The following is a 14246-nucleotide window of genomic DNA, read 5'->3' as shown; positions in this document are numbered from 1 at the left end:
AAATACTTCTCATGAAATTCCTCGACGAATACCGCGACCAGGCTCTCGCCCGCCGCCTCGTCGCCGAAATTACCCGCCTCCAGACCCGCCCCTGGGTCATCATGGAAGTCTGCGGCGGCCAGACGCATTCCATCGTCAAGCACGGCATCGACTACATGCTCCCCGAGGGCATCGAGCTCGTTCACGGCCCTGGCTGCCCCGTCTGCGTTACCTCGCTCGAAATGATCGACAAGGCGCACGCCATCGCCCAACGCCCGGAAGTCATCTTCTGCTCCTTCGGTGACATGCTGCGCGTGCCCGGCTCACGCGGCGACCTGTTCACCCTGCGCTCGGAAGGCGCCGACGTCCGCGTCGTCTACACCCCGCTCGACTGCCTCAAGCTCGCCCGCCAGAACCCCGGCCGTGAAGTCGTTTTCTTCGCCATCGGTTTTGAGACCACCGCTCCCGCCAACGCCATGCTCGTCGCCCGTGCCCACGCCGAAGGCCTGACGAATCTTTCCGTCCTCGTCTCCCACGTCATGGTGCCGCCCGCCATCGCCAACATCCTGCAATCGCCCATGAACCGCGTCCAGGGCTTTCTTGGCCCCGGCCACGTCTGCGCCATCATGGGCTACCGCGAGTACGAGCCCATCGCCGCCCGCTTCAAGGTTCCCATCGTCATCACCGGCTTTGAGCCGCTCGACATCCTCCAGGGCACCCTCATGACCGTCCGCCAGCTCGAGTCCGGTCGCTACACTGTCGAAAACCAGTACGCCCGTATCCTCGACCGCAACGGCAACCCCAGCGCCCGCAGCGTCGTCTTCGCCGTCTTCGAAGTCGGTGACAAGAAATGGCGCGGCGTCGGTTCCATCCCCAAAAGCGGCTACAAACTCCGCTGGGAGTACCGCGCCCACGACGCCGAGCGCAAATTCTCCGTCGCCGACGTCGATACCCAGGAGCCCGCTGCCTGCATTAGCGGCCAAATCCTCAAGGGCATCAAAAAGCCCCACGACTGCCCCGCCTTCGGCACCGTCTGCACGCCCCTCCATCCTCTCGGTGCCACCATGGTCTCCGCCGAAGGCGCCTGCGCCGCCTACTACGCTTATGGCCGCCATCTCGCGCCTCACGCCGCTACCGGAGCTACCAAATGAGCACTCCCGCCCCCGTCGTCATTCAACCTCGCGCTCATGATGAAGAGACCTGGCGCACCAAGGTCATGCGCAAGTGCGCTGAATCCATCGAGGTCAAGCAAAAGTTCTTCGACGCCTACGCTGACCAGATCGGCGAGCTCAGCCAGAAAATGGCTGCCGCCTTCAGCTCAGGTCATCGCCTCTGGGTCATCGGCAACGGCGGCAGCGCCTGCGACGCCCAGCACATCGCCGTCGAGTTCCTGCACCCCATCATCGAAAAGCGCCGCGCCCTGCCCGCCCGCGATCTGGTCAGCCAATCCGCCGTGGTCACCGCCATCAGCAACGATAAGGATTTCGCCAAAGTCTTCGTCGACCAGCTCGACCTCTGGTCCCGCCCCGGCGACATGGTCATCGCCTTCTCGACCTCCGGCCACTCCCCCAACCTCATCTACGCCCTCGAATACGCCAACGCCCACGCCATGCTCACCGTCGGCTTCAGCGGCAAAGACGGCGGCCGCCTCGCCGACACCGCCCAGTACTGCTTCACCGTCCCCAGCTTTTCCACCCACCGCATCCAGGAATCCCACGTCGCCCTCCTCCACATCCTCTGGGACCTCATCCACGTCGCCCTCGGCGAAGAAGACGTGGTCTGACGGCTCAAAGAGAAGCCATTGCACCGAGCGTTGGGCGATACTTGTGAGCTGATAGCCGATCACAAAACCTTGTTACCCACGCCATGCGACGCACACGCGCACACATCGTTTTTCCCGCAAAGCTCCTCGCCGAGATAGATCAACTCATCGGCACGCGCGGGCGAAGCGCCTTCCTGACCGAACTGGCGCAGCATGAGGTACAGCGCCGCAAACTGCTTGCAGCCCTGCGCGACGCAAAGGGCGCCTGGAAGCCTAGGCGTCACCCTGAGCTGAAAGGCGGCTCGGCGTACGGCACATCGTGCCCCCCATTCTCGTCAAGCACCATCGCCGTCAATGCGGAAGAATCGACGGCGATCATTCCGGAAGCCCGTCGTCGCCATACAAAAAATCCTGACTGCGCGCCGCACTCGGCCCCGGCGTCCGCTTGCGAGCCGCTGCTGCTCGCACCGCGTGCAGCAAGGCGCACCGTGCCTGCCGGTCCGGACTCTTCCGCACAGGGACAAGGTGCACTACCGGCTGTCCATGCCGGGTCAGCACAACCTCGTCGCCCGCCTCTGCATGGCGCACCAACTCCGTCAGTTGCGCCTTAGCCGCCGTGACCGAAACTTTCCTCATCCTCCGCCCGCACACCACAGTGTAGACCGTTCCATGGTCCATTTTTACCGGCCCGGCGACGGCGCACAACTTGCACGATGCCGCGTGTCCCCCGCCGTCGACCGCGCGCAAAAGAGTCGGCGCATTTCATGCTGCTACAATAGAACTCGAACTAATTACTTGGTTCACGGAGCCATCAGCTTGTCGAACCGCACCCTGTCCAAGGCCACCCGAGTCGTTCCGGCGCTCGTTGCCCGCACTCAATTCGGACAACTTCTGCGCAGGGTCAAACAGAACCAGGAGCGCTTTGTCATTGACCGCAGAGGAGAACCTCAAGCCGTCATTCTGAGCATCGAAGAATACCTCCAGCGTTTTGCCGCCCGCCCCTCGGCTACCCTCGCCGCCATCCGCCGCGAGTCCAGCCGCCGCGGCCTCGACAAGCTATCCCTGCGCCAGATCAATCAGGTCATCGGGAGCGTGCGGCGCCAGCGCCGCCGCGCCACCCGGTAGCGACCGTGCCCGCCGTTAAAGCCGTTCTCGATACCAATGTCCTCGTTTCGGCCTTCCTCAAAGGAAACGGGCGCGAGGCCCTCATTTTCTCCCTGGCTTGCGCCAGGCGGTTCATCCCCGCCGTTTCCGACCTCCTGCTTCGGGAGTACGAAGAGGTCCTCACCCGCCCAGGCTTCGGCTTTAATGCACAAAAGATTCGCATCGAGCTGAGCCGTTTCCTTGCCGCGGCCTTTCGTGCTCCCACCAACGTCCCCTCAGTACACGCCGCCTACGATCCCGCCGACGACATGGTGCTCGACTGCGCACTGGCCTCTGGCGCCAGCTACTTGGTCACCGGCAACACACGCCACTTTCCGCCTCAGTTCGAAACCGTCCGCATCCTCCCGCCCCGCGACTTCCTTCTGGTCCTCGCCGCCTCCCTCGCCTAGCCTCAACCCCACCGCCACGCTCGCCGCCAATACATCACACGCTGATGATCCCGCGCAAGTAGCCGCCGATGCGATCCCGGTTGCCGGGGCGACCCCGCCGACCCGATCACCGCCGAGATCTGGGAAGGCCGCGTGCCGGTGAGAAATGTTTCCTGCCAGTGGCCGCAAAGACTCTGACATGCACCAAGGCCGAGGCGCGGACCATCTATCTCGCTCCCGCTGCGCATTGTCCACCGAAGCGGGCGCACTGGAGCCCGCCAAGGCCAGCCCCTACCAGAAGGCCTTCCGCCAGGGCGCAACCATTGTCCCCAGAAGCTTCTACTTCGTCCGCGCCAAAGGCCTGGACGGCGCTCCCGACTCCGACCGTACCTACTGGATTGAAACCGACCCCGAGCAGGCCCGCGAAGCCAAACCGCCCTACAAAGATGTCCGCCTTTCCGGACCGGTCGAGGGCCGCTTCCTGTTCTCCGCCGCCATCGCCAAGCACATCTTGCCGTTTACGGTTGTAGCAACGCATCCGCGCCCACATCGTCCTTCCCGCTGAGCCCCTCGCCGACGTAGATCAACTCGTCGGCGTGCGCGGGCGAAGCGCCTTTTTGACCGAAGCGGCACAACGCGAGGTGCAGCGCCGGAAGCTGCTCGCGGCACTGCGCAAGGCGAAGGTCGTCTGGAAGTCCAAGCGTCACCGCGAGCTGAAAGGCGGCTCAGCTTCGTTTGTCGAACGCCTGCGCGCCGAAAGCGAGCGCTCACTCCTACCTACACCTCCATCGCTGCCGCCTGTGTGACGCACGTGATGACTCTCGTATCCGACAACCGCAAGCACTTCCCCATGCCGGACCTTGCCCTCTATCCCCTGCCGCCGCATTCCGCCTGAGCAGAATGCCACGGCCAGCCAACCTTCTTCCCCCTTTCCGCGTCCGAATGCTCGTAAGTTCCTGACAGGAGCCGTGCGTTCCCATCCCGGGCAGCCCGCCGCACACCGTAGGTGCGCAAGGCCGATGCCTCAGCCGACCCATGCCCCCTACTCTCCCGCTCTGATAGACCGACAGACCGAGCGACCGATAGACCTATGGACACCCCCCAACCTAGCCTCGTGAACGCCTCCTGCCCCCTGCCCTTGCGCGAGCACGAGCGCATCGTCCTTGGCCACGGCGCCGGCGGTAAGCTCACCGCCCAGCTCATCAACGACGTCTTTCTACCCGCCTTCCGCAACCCCGTCCTCGAACGCATGGACGACCAGGCCGTGCTGGCGCTGCCGGCTGCGACAACCGGTCAGGGCGCCGGCCGCCTTGCCCTCACCACCGACAGCTTCGTCATCACCCCCATCTTTTTCCCCGGCGGCGACATCGGCTCTCTCGCCGTCCACGGCACCGTCAACGACCTCGCCATGGGCGGGGCCAAACCCCTCTGGCTCGCCGCCGCCTTCATCCTCGAAGAAGGCCTCGCCCGCACCGACCTCGCCCGCGTCGTGCATTCCATGGCCGCCGCCGCCGAACAAGCCGGCGTCACCATTGTCACCGGCGATACCAAAGTAGTGAATCACGGCAAGGGCGACCAGGTCTTTATTACCACCACCGGCGTCGGCTGGGTTCCCGAAGGCGTCTCCCTCGGCGCCAACCGCGCCCAGCCCGGAGACGTGGTCCTGCTCAGCGGCACCATCGGCGACCACGGCATGGCCATCCTCTCGCTGCGCGAAAACCTCGAGTTCGAAACCACCATCGCCAGCGATAGCGCTGCCCTGCACACCCTCGCGGCCGCGCTCCTCGCCGCCTGCCCACCCCCCGCGCTGCGCTGCATGCGTGACCCCACCCGCGGCGGCGTCGCTACCTCCCTGCACGAAATCGCCCTCCGCTCCGGCGTCGGCGTGCAACTCGACGAATCCGCCATCCCCGTCCGTGAATCCGTCAGCTCTGCCTGTGAACTGCTCGGTATCGACCCCCTCTACGTCGCCAACGAAGGCAAGCTCGTCGCCATCGTCTCGTCCGACTACGCCAGCCGCGCCCTCGCCACCCTCAAGCAGCACCCCCTGGGTGCGGATGCCTGCCGCATCGGCGAAATCATTGCCTCACCCAAAGATATGGTGCTGCTCCAGACCTCCGTCGGTGGCACCCGCGTCCTCGACACCCACTTTCACGAACAGTTGCCCCGCATCTGCTGACCCCAGCGCACCCCCCGCCCCCGTCGCCGCCCGATTCGGCTGAACCGCTGACACGCTGAACCGCTCATCCCGCGGACATCCCCGACGCAGGTACAGGAATCGTGGCAAGTATCATGCCCACCCCCACCACGCTTCCTCCCAAGATCGATCTCCCCGTGAAGGAGGTCGACATCCTTTGGATCACCGCCGGCATGAGCTGCGATGGCGATTCTGTCTCCATCACCGCCGGCCAGCGCCCGGCCATTGAAGATATAGTCCTTCAGGGCATTCCCGGTCTGCCCAAGGTAAACCTCTACAATCCGGTACTCGCGTCCGCCGTAGGCGAGGAATTTCTGGTTCCCTTCCGCAAGGCCTGGCGTGGCGAAAACACGCTACCTTACGTCCTGGTCATGGAAGGTTCGGTGCCCAACGAAGAAACTCATGATGAAGGCTACTGGGCCGCCTGGGGCGAAGATCTGGAAACCCACCAGCCCATCCTCACCACCGCCTGGCTCGATCACCTCGCGCCCAACGCCGCCGCCATCGTCGCCATCGGCACCTGCGCCACCTACGGAGGCATTCACGCCATGGCGGGCAACCCCACCGGCTGCATGGGTCTCGCCGACTACCTCGGCTGGGACTTCCGCTCCGCTGCCGGCCTGCCCATCGTCAACGTCCCCGGCTGTCCGGTGCAGCCCGACAATTTCATGGAGACGCTCACCTACCTTCTCTACGAGCTCGCCGGCCTTGCCCCGATCATTCCGCTCGACGCCAAGCTGCGCCCCACCTGGCTGTTTGGCAAAACCGTGCACGAGGGCTGTGACCGCGCTGGCTACTACGAGCAATCCGACTTTGCGAACGAGTACGGCTCGCCCAAATGTCTGGTCAAGCTCGGCTGCTGGGGCCCGGTCGTCAACTGCAACGTTCCCAAGCGCGGCTGGATGGATGGCATCGGCGGCTGTCCCAACGTCGGCGGCATCTGCATGACTTGCACCATGCCCGGCTTCCCCGACAAATTCATGCCCTTTATGGATGAGCCGCCCGGCTCCAGCGTCTCCGTCATGGCCGGCGCCGGCTACGGCCGCATGATCCGCACCCTCCGCAGCGTCACCAACATCAGCGGCAATCAGGAACCCAAATGGCGCCATCGCGGACCGGCTCTCACCACCGGTTACCAGGACGCCGCCCGTTTCTAAGGAGAACTCCGATGGCGACCACCCCCAACCCTCCCGCCAAACCTAATCACCTCGTCGAAGTCAACTTCGATCCCATCACCCGCATCGTCGGCAACCTCGGCATCTACACCAAGATCGACTTCGCCAAAAAGCAAGTGGCCGAATGCCACTCCACCAGCTCGGTCTTCCGCGGCTACAGCGTCTTCATGAAGGGCAAAGATCCGCGCGACGCCCACTTCATCACCAGCCGCATCTGCGGCATCTGCGGCGACAATCACGCCACCTGCGCCAACTACGCCCAGAACATGGCCTTCGGCGTCAAGCCGCCTCCCCTGGGCGAATGGATCGTCAATCTCGGCGAAGCTGCCGAGTACATGTTCGACCACTGCCTGTACCAGGACAACATGGTCGGCGTCGATTTCTGCGAAGAGATGATCAAGCAGACCAATCCCAGCGTCTGGGCCAAGGCCGAAAAGACCGAATCTCCGCAAGCCAAAGTACACGGCTTCCACACCATCGCCGACATCATGCGCAGCCTGAATCCGTTTACCGGCGCCTTCTACCGCGAGTCCCTCGAAAAAAGCCGCCTCACGCGCGAAATGTTCTGCCTCATGGAGGGCCGCCACGTCCATCCTTCGACGCTCTATCCCGGTGGCGTCGGCACCGTGGCGACGCCGCAGTTGTTCACCGACTACCTTTCGCGCCTGCTCAAGTACGTCAGCTTCATGAAGCGCGTGGTGCCCCTGCACGACGACCTGTTCAACTTCATCTATGAAGCCATGCCGGGCTATGAAAAAGTCGGCCAGCGCCGCGTCCTGCTCGGCTGCTGGGGCGCCTGGAACAATCCCGACCATTGCGATTACCGCTACGAAACCATGTCGCAGTGGGGCCATCACATGTTCGTCTCCCCCGGCGTCATCGTGGACGGCAAGCTGGTCACCGGCGATCTCGTCGACATCAACCTCGGCATCCGCATCCTGCTCGGCCATTCCTTCTACGACGACTGGGCCAATCAGAAAACCTACGTTAGCCACGATCCCCTCGGCAACCCCATCGACCAGCGCCATCCCTGGAACCAAACCACCACGCCGCGCCCGCAGAAACGCAACTTCGAAGGCAACTACACCTGGGTGATGTCGCCACGCTGGTTTGACAAAAAGACCGGCGAGCACCTCGCCCTCGACACTGGCGGCGGTCCCATCGCCCGCTTGTGGTCCACCGCCCTGCAAGGCCTCGTCCATACCGGCTACGTTGAAGCCGCCAACGGCATCATCAAAATCAACCTGCCGCGCACCGCCGAGCTGCCCGAGACCACCTTCGAATGGAAGCCACCCAAGTGGTCGAACGCCATCGAGCGCGACCGCGCCCGTACGTACTTCCAGGCCTACTCCGCTGCCATGGCGCTGTTTTTCTACGACAAAGCCATGGCCACGCTGCTGGGCGGCGACAACCGCACCTGGTCGCCCTTCACCGTTCCCGACGAAGCCATCGGCTGCGGCTTTCATGAAGCTGTCCGCGGCGTCCTCAGCCATCATGTGGTGATCCGCGGCGGCAAAATCGCCAACTATCATCCCTATCCGCCCACACCCTGGAACGCCAGCCCGCGCGACAGCCTGGGCACGGCCGGACCCTACGAGGACGCGGTCCAGAACACGCCCATCTTCGAGGAGAACGGCCCCGATAAATTCAAAGGCATCGACATCATGCGTGCCGTCCGCAGCTTCGATCCCTGTCTGCCCTGCGGCGTCCACATGTACCTCGGCAACGGCCGCACCCTCGAGGTGCAGCACTCCCCCTTCTTTGGCCATGGAAAGTGAACGTATCGAATCTCTGGTCGCCCGCTGCGAAGCGATTCCGGACCCGGCCTTGCGCTCCGACGTCCTCGAGCTCCTCCGCATGGTCCTGGAGTTCCACGCCGAAGCCCTCGCCGCCATGCTCCAGGCCGCCGCCGAAGCCCCTCACATCGAGGCCCTCCTCGCCGCCTGGCGCCGCGAGGCTTCCGTAGCCGCCCTCCTCGAGCTGCACAGCCTGCCTTTCCCCCAGCCCACACGCCCGCCCGTCCCTCAAGGAGATTTCGTCCCTCTGGCCACGCTCACCCTCTGAGCCTTAACTGACATACTGACCTACTGAAATACTGAAATACTTTTGGAGCTCCCATGCCTTCTCTCAATCCCCGCCGCAACGACCGCACCCGCGAAAAGCTGGCAGCACATATCCTCGAGCTGCATGAAGGCGGTCTGCGCCGCCGCGAAAAGCACGCCCACGACAATTTCGAAGCCGAAATCGCCGGCGTCCGTGTCGCCCGCCAATACGTCCGCATCGACACTCCCTCCCACACCCCCGGCACCAGCAAGGGTGAAGAGTGGTCGCTCAAAACTCAGGAAAAAGGCCGGGTCGGCCTAGCCCGTCACGCCCGCAGCGCGACCTCCATAAATCCGCTGCTGCACGATGCCGTCGACCACCGCATGCCGCACCTGCCGCCGGCCTGAGCCATGACCGCTGGCGCCATGGCCGCTCTCCAGCGCATCCGCGCTCGCCCGCCGGCCCGCGCCGAGGCGAGCCGCTGTGAGTTTTGTGCCCAGCCGCTGGCCGAACGCCACGAGCACGTGGTCGAGTTTTCGACCGGCGCGTTAAGTTGTTCCTGCATTGCCTGCGCGCTCCTGTTCGACCGCGAAGGCCAGCCCTTGCGCCGCGTGCCCCGCGATTCCCGTTATCTACTCGGCTTCGATCTCGACCCCCTCGAGTGGGCCAGCCTCATGATCCCGGTCAAGCTCGCCTTCATCACGGGAAAGGCTGGCGCCGGGCTGGGGATCACGGGCCCACGGCCCCGCGCCAGCCCAAGCGGGACGCGCGGCGCAGCCGCGCTGGGGCCCGCGCCATCGATGGACATTCGCTATCCCAGTCCTGGCGGTATCGTCACCGCGCCCCTCGACGCCGACCTCTGGATTTCCATCTGCTCGCGCCACCCCGAACTGCAATCCCTCCGGCCCGGCCTCGAAGCCCTGCTGCTCAACTACATGGAACGCCCGCATCAACTCTTTATCACTCCCATCGATCAGTGCTATCGCCTCGCCGGTTTGGTACGTTCGGCCTGGTCGGGCTTTTCCGGCGGATCCGAAGTCCGCCGCCACGTGCATAACCTTTGCGCCGAATTGCGCGGCGGGGCAAGCCGTGCCTGAGCTGCGCTTCTTCATCGAAGGCTTCGAGCCCGTCGAGCATGCGCTCACGCCCACTCTGCGTATGAAGCTGCGCGCCGTCAACGCCAGCCCCGAACCCGTTCACGCCATCTGGCTCCGCTGCCAGCTCCAGATCGAGCCCGCCCGCCGCCGCTACACCGCCGCCGAAGCGGATCACCTGTTTCCTCTTTTCACCGCTCCCGACCGCTGGGACCAGACCCTGCGGCCTTTTCTCTGGCAACACGTCGTCACCATGATCTCCGGTTTTACCGGAACCACCGTCAGCGACGTGCTCCTTCCCTGCTCGCTCGATCTCTCTCTTGCCGCCACGCAATACTGCCAGTCCCTAGCCGACGGCGCCGTCCCCATCGACGCCCAGTTCAGCGGCATCGTCCTCATCCAGGCCGCTTCGGGCCTCGAAGCCGTCCCCATCCCCTGGGATCTCGAGGCCCGTTATGCCATGCCCGTCGCCGCCTGGAAAGCCGCCATTCGCACTCTCTACCCTGGCGATCCACGACCGACAGCGCAGCGGCGGGGCGTAGGGGCCCCCGCCGCGGAGCTATGCGGGCGAGAAGAGCGGGCGGCCTTGCGAGGCGCACCAGCGCCGAGTGAGGCCGGGAGCTCGCGACCAATAACAGAGGCCGCTGCATGAACTGGAAAGCCTTCGAGCCTTTGGCCACCACCGTGCTCCACGAGGGCCACGTCCTTTATCCCTATCGCCCCAGCGCCCTCAAGAATCAACACCGCTGGAACTTCGGCACCCTCTACCCTCCCGGCACTGAAGGCGAACCCAGCGAACTGCATCTGGAAATCCTGATCGAATGCGCCGAGTTTCCCATGGCCGCCGTCCGTGTGGTCTTCCTCGACGGCGACACCATCGTGCAGACCGAGTCTTCTGACTTCCTTGAAACGCATCTTGCGGCCCTTGCGCCAGACCTCTGGCGCCTCACCGCCACCGCGCGCAACCCGGGCCGGGAGCCGATGCTTTCGGCGCAACTGCGCTGCGCTCTGGATCGCGGCCAATTCATCTCCGCCCAGGACCCTCCGCCGGCCTTCGCCGATGCCGCTGCCGCGTGCCAAAGCCGCGGCGTCTATCCCGTCCTCGTGGGCGTGCCCGGCGCGCGCGATCTCGTCTTGGCTGCCCCGATCATCCTCGCAGACTGGGCCGGCATCGCGCCGCAAAGCACCGGCAACTTTTGTGATTCAACTGAAATGGACGAACTGCTCACCCTGCGCGTAATGACCCTGAGCGCAGCCGAAAAGGCCGAAATCCGTGCCGCCGGCGGCACCGCCGCTGCCATTCTTGATCGCTGCGAGCCCGGCCCTCCTCCCGAATTGCACGGTGGGGCTGTCGCCCCCTGGGATCCTTTTGCCCAGCCGCCGCAATCCGTTTTTTGCAATGGGCGTCAGCTCCGCGCCGGCGACCGTGTTCGCCTTCATCCCCGTCCCGGTGCCGATCTTTTCAGCTCGCTTCTCGCCGGCAAGCTCGCTCATATCCAGGCCATCGAACAGGATCTTGAAGGTGCGGTCCATCTCGCCGTGGTAGCCGAGGACGACCCCGGCGCCGACCTCGGCGACGCCCGCCAATCTGGTCACCGTTTCTTCTTCAGCCTCAGCGAAGTTGAGCCCCTGTGAACGCCCGTATCCTCATTGCCGGCATCGGCAATATTTTCCTCGGCGATGATGCCTTCGGCTGCGAAGCCGCGCAGGCGCTGACGAAGCATGCCTTGCCGGCTGAGGTCGCCGTCCGGGACTTCGGCATCCGCTGCCTCGAATTAGCCTACCTGCTGGACGCTGACTGGACCGCGGTGATCGTCCTCGACGCTGTCAGCCGCGGCCTACTGCCCGGAACGCTGTACCGCATCACGCTCGACGACGAACCCGAGCCGGTGGCGGCAGCTTGGAGGAGCCCTGAGCGCCAGCGGGCGGACCCTGCCGGGCATCGAAGCCCGCACTCCCAGCGACCAACGGGAGCGACCAGGGCAAATAGTGGCGAGCCACCAGCCTCGCTCAATCCCCACAGTGTCGGCATTGAACACCTGCGTTCCCTCGCGCGCCAAACCATGGTTGCGCTTCCGCCCATGTTCCTGATCGGTTGTGAACCGCTCTCGCTGGAGCCCGTCTTCGACAATCGCCCCCCGCTCAGCCCGCCCGTTGCCGCCGCCCTGCCGCGCGCCTGCGCCATGACGGAGGCAATGATCCAGGAATTGCTCGCATCCCATCTCCAGGAGGTAACCACCCCATGAAGAAGCTCAAATGGCCGCTCCTGTTAGGCCTCGTGGCGTTTGGATTTTACAAATTCGGCCCCGATATCCGCCGCGAACTGAAAATCTACTCGATGTAATGCACGAGCTCTCTCTCGCCATGAGCCTGCTCGACGGCGTGCAGGAGGAGTGCACCGCCCGCGGCGGCCTCCGCCTCCGCGCCATTCACCTCCGCATCGGCTCTCTCGCCGGCGTGAGCGCCGACGCCCTCAGCTTCGCCTATGAGCTCGCCAGCGCGGATACCCCCCTCGCTGGCACGCGCCTGGTGGTCGAAGCGGCCGGCAGCCGCGAGCTGGAAATTATTGGATTGGAGGTCGAAGATGACGATGCCACCCACGCTCCCCCGCATCATCGAAGTCCGGCGCAATCTGCTGCGCGATAACGACATGCGTGCCCGCGCCCTGCGCGAGCGCTTTCACGCCGCTGGCGTGCGCGTCGTCAGCCTCGTCTCCAGCCCCGGCGCCGGCAAAACCACGCTCCTGCAGGCTCTGCTGCCGCGCTTGCGCCAGCGCGCGTGCGTCGCCACCTTGGTCGGTGATCTCGCCACCGAAAACGATGCCCGCCGCCTCGCCGGCGCCGGCGCCCCTGTCCGACAGATCAACACCGGAACTCTCTGCCATCTCGAAGCCCGCATGATCGATGCCGCTCTTGCTGACTGGGACCTGAACGCGCTCAATCTCCTGCTGATCGAAAATGTCGGCAACCTCGTCTGTCCCTCCGGCTACGATCTCGGCGAAGACCTGCGCCTGGTACTCGCCTCCGTCACCGAAGGCGAAGACAAGCCGCTCAAATATCCCACCATCTTCAACACGGCCGACGTCGCTGTTATCACCAAGCTGGATCTGGCCGAACCGGCCGGCTGCGATCTCGCCCTGTTGCGTCGCAACATCGAGGCTGTCCGCCCGGGCATGCGCATCTGCGAAGTCTCGGCGCGCAGCGGCGCCGGGTTGCCTGCGCTCGAGCACCTGATGGTCGGTGCGGGCACGACCGCATGAAACCTCGCATCCGCACCCTGTACGCCGGTCTCGTTGCCGGCAACCTCGCCGCCTGGGTCTGGGCCGTCGTTGTCTTCCGTCACTATCCCGTGCTCCTCGGAACGGCCCTCGTCGCCTACAGCCTCGGCTTACGCCATGCCGTCGATGCCGATCACATCGCTGCCATCGACAACGTCACCCGCAAGCTCATGCAGGAACGCCAGCAGCCCGTAACCGTGGGCATGTGGTTCTCCCTCGGCCATTCGACGGTGGTCTTTATCGGCGCTGGCGCCATCGCCGGCGCCACCCTCGCGCTGCAAGGGCGTATAGGCGAGCTGCAAGTTATCGGTGGTGTAGTGGGCACTTCGCTCTCGGCGCTGTTTCTGTTCGCCATCGCCGTCGTGAACCTCATGGTCTGGCATTCCGTACACCGCGCCTTTCGCCGCGTCCGTGCCGGTGGCAGCTACCAGGAAGAAGACGTCTCGCTGCTTACTGCCGGCGGAGGCATCCTCGCGCGCCTGTTCCGTCCCATGTTCGGCATGATCCGCTCCAGCCTCGGCATGTATCCGCTCGGCTTGCTGTTCGGCCTCGGCTTCGATACCGCAACCGAAATCGGCCTGCTCGGCATCGCCGCCGCCGAAGCCGCCAAAGGCCTGTCGCTTACCGCCGTGCTGGTCTTCCCCGCCCTGTTCACCGCCGGCATGGCCCTGGTCGATAGTTCCGACGGTGTCCTCATGGTAGGCGCCTACGGCTGGGCCTTCGCCAAACCGGTCCGCAAGCTCTTTTACAACCTGACCATCACCGCGATTTCCGCTCTCGTGGCCCTCGCGGTCGGCGGCGTCGAGGCTCTCGGCCTGTTTGGCAATGAGATGCATCTCGGCGGCCGCTTCTGGGCCGCCCTCGGCACCATCAACCAACACTTCGGAACCGTCGGCTACGCCATCATCGGCCTGTTCGTCGTGAGCTGGCTCATCGCCATCGCCATCTACAAGTGGCAGCGCCTCGACACCGCCGGACCGCTTGACAATTCCCCCTCGCCGCGCGCCATCCTATAGCCGCTGTGGTGCGGTCTGCCGCCATTCTGACGCTCTTGTTCGCGCTTCTACACAGCGCAAGCGTATTTCGGGTGCGCGAGCGTCAGATGCTGCTGCGGTGGCTTTGGTGACTGCGGCGCCGGCGTCCCCTTGAACCCGGCGCCTTTGCTTAGTCCGCTCTTTCTGCTGCAA

The 14246-nt window shown here is 64.7% G+C and carries 20 protein-coding genes; 18 read left to right on the top strand and 2 right to left on the bottom strand.

The genetic code is table 11. From position 1 onward, the window contains the following. Positions 1-11 precede the first annotated feature (11 nt). A complete protein-coding gene (gene hypD / locus EPN33_03340) occupies positions 12-1130 on the top strand; it encodes a hydrogenase formation protein HypD (protein TAN23864.1) in 1119 nt (372 codons plus the stop codon). After that, a complete protein-coding gene (locus EPN33_03335) occupies positions 1127-1762 on the top strand; it encodes an SIS domain-containing protein (GenBank protein ID TAN23863.1) in 636 nt (211 codons plus the stop codon). The genes hypD and EPN33_03335 overlap by 4 nt, the downstream gene beginning before the upstream one ends. Positions 1763-1821: 59 nt before the next feature. Here the strand turns inward: EPN33_03335 and EPN33_03330 are convergent, their stop codons facing one another. After that, positions 1822-2025, bottom strand: coding sequence for a hypothetical protein (locus EPN33_03330; GenBank protein TAN23862.1), 204 nt, complete (start codon positions 2023-2025; stop codon positions 1822-1824). A gap of 91 nt (positions 2026-2116) precedes the next feature. After that, positions 2117-2377 carry a type II toxin-antitoxin system Phd/YefM family antitoxin gene (locus tag EPN33_03325; GenBank protein TAN23861.1) on the bottom strand — a complete coding sequence of 87 codons (261 nt, stop codon included), beginning with the start codon at positions 2375-2377 and terminating at the stop codon, positions 2117-2119. On the opposite strand from EPN33_03325, the gene EPN33_03320 reads away from it, so the two are divergent. The 16 genes from EPN33_03320 to EPN33_03245 all read left to right on the top strand — a co-directional run bounded on the left by EPN33_03320 (position 2285) and on the right by EPN33_03245 (position 14075). After that, positions 2285-2866: a type II toxin-antitoxin system Phd/YefM family antitoxin gene (locus EPN33_03320; protein ID TAN23860.1), complete on the top strand. Its 582-nt coding sequence runs from the start codon at positions 2285-2287 to the stop codon at positions 2864-2866. The two genes, EPN33_03325 and EPN33_03320, sit on opposite strands and share 93 nt — an antisense overlap. Continuing rightward, a complete protein-coding gene (locus tag EPN33_03315) occupies positions 2716-3294 on the top strand; it encodes a putative toxin-antitoxin system toxin component, PIN family (protein TAN23859.1) in 579 nt (192 codons plus the stop codon). The genes EPN33_03320 and EPN33_03315 overlap by 151 nt, the downstream gene beginning before the upstream one ends. A 226-nt stretch (positions 3295-3520) precedes the next feature. After that, positions 3521-3838 (top strand): hypothetical protein, encoded by a 318-nt coding sequence (locus EPN33_03310; GenBank protein TAN23858.1) that lies wholly within the window; start codon positions 3521-3523, stop codon positions 3836-3838. Continuing rightward, positions 3810-4079, top strand: a complete 270-nt coding sequence (locus tag EPN33_03305) for a hypothetical protein (protein TAN23857.1) — start codon at positions 3810-3812, stop codon at positions 4077-4079. The genes EPN33_03310 and EPN33_03305 overlap by 29 nt, the downstream gene beginning before the upstream one ends. Before the next feature lie 284 nt (positions 4080-4363). Further along, on the top strand, positions 4364-5452 hold the full coding sequence (hypE, locus tag EPN33_03300) for a hydrogenase expression/formation protein HypE (GenBank protein ID TAN23856.1): 1089 nt from the start codon (positions 4364-4366) through the stop codon (positions 5450-5452). Between the two features lie 113 nt (positions 5453-5565). Beyond that, positions 5566-6627, top strand: coding sequence for a hydrogenase expression protein HypE (locus EPN33_03295; GenBank protein TAN23855.1), 1062 nt, complete (start codon positions 5566-5568; stop codon positions 6625-6627). 11 nt (positions 6628-6638) lie between these two features. Beyond that, on the top strand, positions 6639-8423 hold the full coding sequence (locus tag EPN33_03290; protein TAN23854.1) for a hydrogenase: 1785 nt from the start codon (positions 6639-6641) through the stop codon (positions 8421-8423). Continuing rightward, a complete protein-coding gene (locus EPN33_03285) occupies positions 8413-8709 on the top strand; it encodes a hypothetical protein (GenBank protein ID TAN23853.1) in 297 nt (98 codons plus the stop codon). The genes EPN33_03290 and EPN33_03285 overlap by 11 nt, the downstream gene beginning before the upstream one ends. 53 nt (positions 8710-8762) lie before the next feature. Then, positions 8763-9095: a hypothetical protein gene (locus EPN33_03280; GenBank protein ID TAN23852.1), complete on the top strand. Its 333-nt coding sequence runs from the start codon at positions 8763-8765 to the stop codon at positions 9093-9095. Between the two features lie 3 nt (positions 9096-9098). Then, positions 9099-9785, top strand: a complete 687-nt coding sequence (locus EPN33_03275; GenBank protein TAN23851.1) for a hypothetical protein — start codon at positions 9099-9101, stop codon at positions 9783-9785. After that, positions 9778-10434, top strand: a complete 657-nt coding sequence (locus EPN33_03270) for a hypothetical protein (protein ID TAN23850.1) — start codon at positions 9778-9780, stop codon at positions 10432-10434. The genes EPN33_03275 and EPN33_03270 overlap by 8 nt, the downstream gene beginning before the upstream one ends. Further along, complete coding sequence (locus EPN33_03265) at positions 10431-11417, top strand: hypothetical protein (protein ID TAN23849.1); 987 nt, start codon at positions 10431-10433, stop codon at positions 11415-11417. The genes EPN33_03270 and EPN33_03265 overlap by 4 nt, the downstream gene beginning before the upstream one ends. Beyond that, positions 11414-12028: a hydrogenase maturation protease gene (locus tag EPN33_03260; protein ID TAN23848.1), complete on the top strand. Its 615-nt coding sequence runs from the start codon at positions 11414-11416 to the stop codon at positions 12026-12028. Before EPN33_03265 ends, EPN33_03260 begins: the two co-directional genes overlap by 4 nt. Positions 12029-12038: 10 nt before the next feature. Further along, positions 12039-12428: a hydrogenase maturation nickel metallochaperone HypA gene (locus EPN33_03255; GenBank protein TAN23847.1), complete on the top strand. Its 390-nt coding sequence runs from the start codon at positions 12039-12041 to the stop codon at positions 12426-12428. Beyond that, entirely contained in the window at positions 12373-13041 is a 669-nt protein-coding gene (hypB, locus tag EPN33_03250; protein ID TAN23846.1) for a hydrogenase accessory protein HypB, read from the top strand. Before EPN33_03255 ends, hypB begins: the two co-directional genes overlap by 56 nt. After that, positions 13038-14075 carry a HoxN/HupN/NixA family nickel/cobalt transporter gene (locus EPN33_03245; GenBank protein ID TAN23845.1) on the top strand — a complete coding sequence of 346 codons (1038 nt, stop codon included), beginning with the start codon at positions 13038-13040 and terminating at the stop codon, positions 14073-14075. The genes hypB and EPN33_03245 overlap by 4 nt, the downstream gene beginning before the upstream one ends. The last annotated feature ends 171 nt before the right edge of the window (positions 14076-14246 follow it).

Source organism: Acidobacteriota bacterium (assembly GCA_004299485.1).
Taxonomy (GTDB): domain Bacteria; phylum Acidobacteriota; class Terriglobia; order Terriglobales; family SCQP01; genus SCQP01.
The sequence above is the reverse complement of the archived record's forward strand: the minus strand, read 5'-3'. Positions and strand labels throughout refer to the sequence as shown.

Bases quoted from the DNA above. Each gene is read 5' to 3' on its own strand.
- EPN33_03280 (TAN23852.1), top strand. From the start codon at position 8,763: ATGCCTTCTCTCAATCCCCGCCGCAACGACCGCACCCGCGAAAAGCTG.
- hypD (TAN23864.1), top strand. From the start codon at position 12: ATGAAATTCCTCGACGAATACCGCGACCAGGCTCTCGCCCGCCGCCTC.
- EPN33_03320 (TAN23860.1), top strand. From the start codon at position 2,285: ATGCCGGGTCAGCACAACCTCGTCGCCCGCCTCTGCATGGCGCACCAA.
- EPN33_03265 (TAN23849.1), top strand. From the start codon at position 10,431: ATGAACTGGAAAGCCTTCGAGCCTTTGGCCACCACCGTGCTCCACGAG.
- EPN33_03275 (TAN23851.1), top strand. From the start codon at position 9,099: ATGACCGCTGGCGCCATGGCCGCTCTCCAGCGCATCCGCGCTCGCCCG.
- EPN33_03285 (TAN23853.1), top strand. From the start codon at position 8,413: ATGGAAAGTGAACGTATCGAATCTCTGGTCGCCCGCTGCGAAGCGATT.
- EPN33_03325 (TAN23861.1), bottom strand. From the start codon at position 2,377: ATGAGGAAAGTTTCGGTCACGGCGGCTAAGGCGCAACTGACGGAGTTG.
- hypE (TAN23856.1), top strand. From the start codon at position 4,364: ATGGACACCCCCCAACCTAGCCTCGTGAACGCCTCCTGCCCCCTGCCC.
- EPN33_03295 (TAN23855.1), top strand. From the start codon at position 5,566: ATGCCCACCCCCACCACGCTTCCTCCCAAGATCGATCTCCCCGTGAAG.
- EPN33_03255 (TAN23847.1), top strand. From the start codon at position 12,039: ATGGCCGCTCCTGTTAGGCCTCGTGGCGTTTGGATTTTACAAATTCGG.
- hypB (TAN23846.1), top strand. From the start codon at position 12,373: ATGCCACCCACGCTCCCCCGCATCATCGAAGTCCGGCGCAATCTGCTG.
- EPN33_03335 (TAN23863.1), top strand. From the start codon at position 1,127: ATGAGCACTCCCGCCCCCGTCGTCATTCAACCTCGCGCTCATGATGAA.
- EPN33_03290 (TAN23854.1), top strand. From the start codon at position 6,639: ATGGCGACCACCCCCAACCCTCCCGCCAAACCTAATCACCTCGTCGAA.
- EPN33_03245 (TAN23845.1), top strand. From the start codon at position 13,038: ATGAAACCTCGCATCCGCACCCTGTACGCCGGTCTCGTTGCCGGCAAC.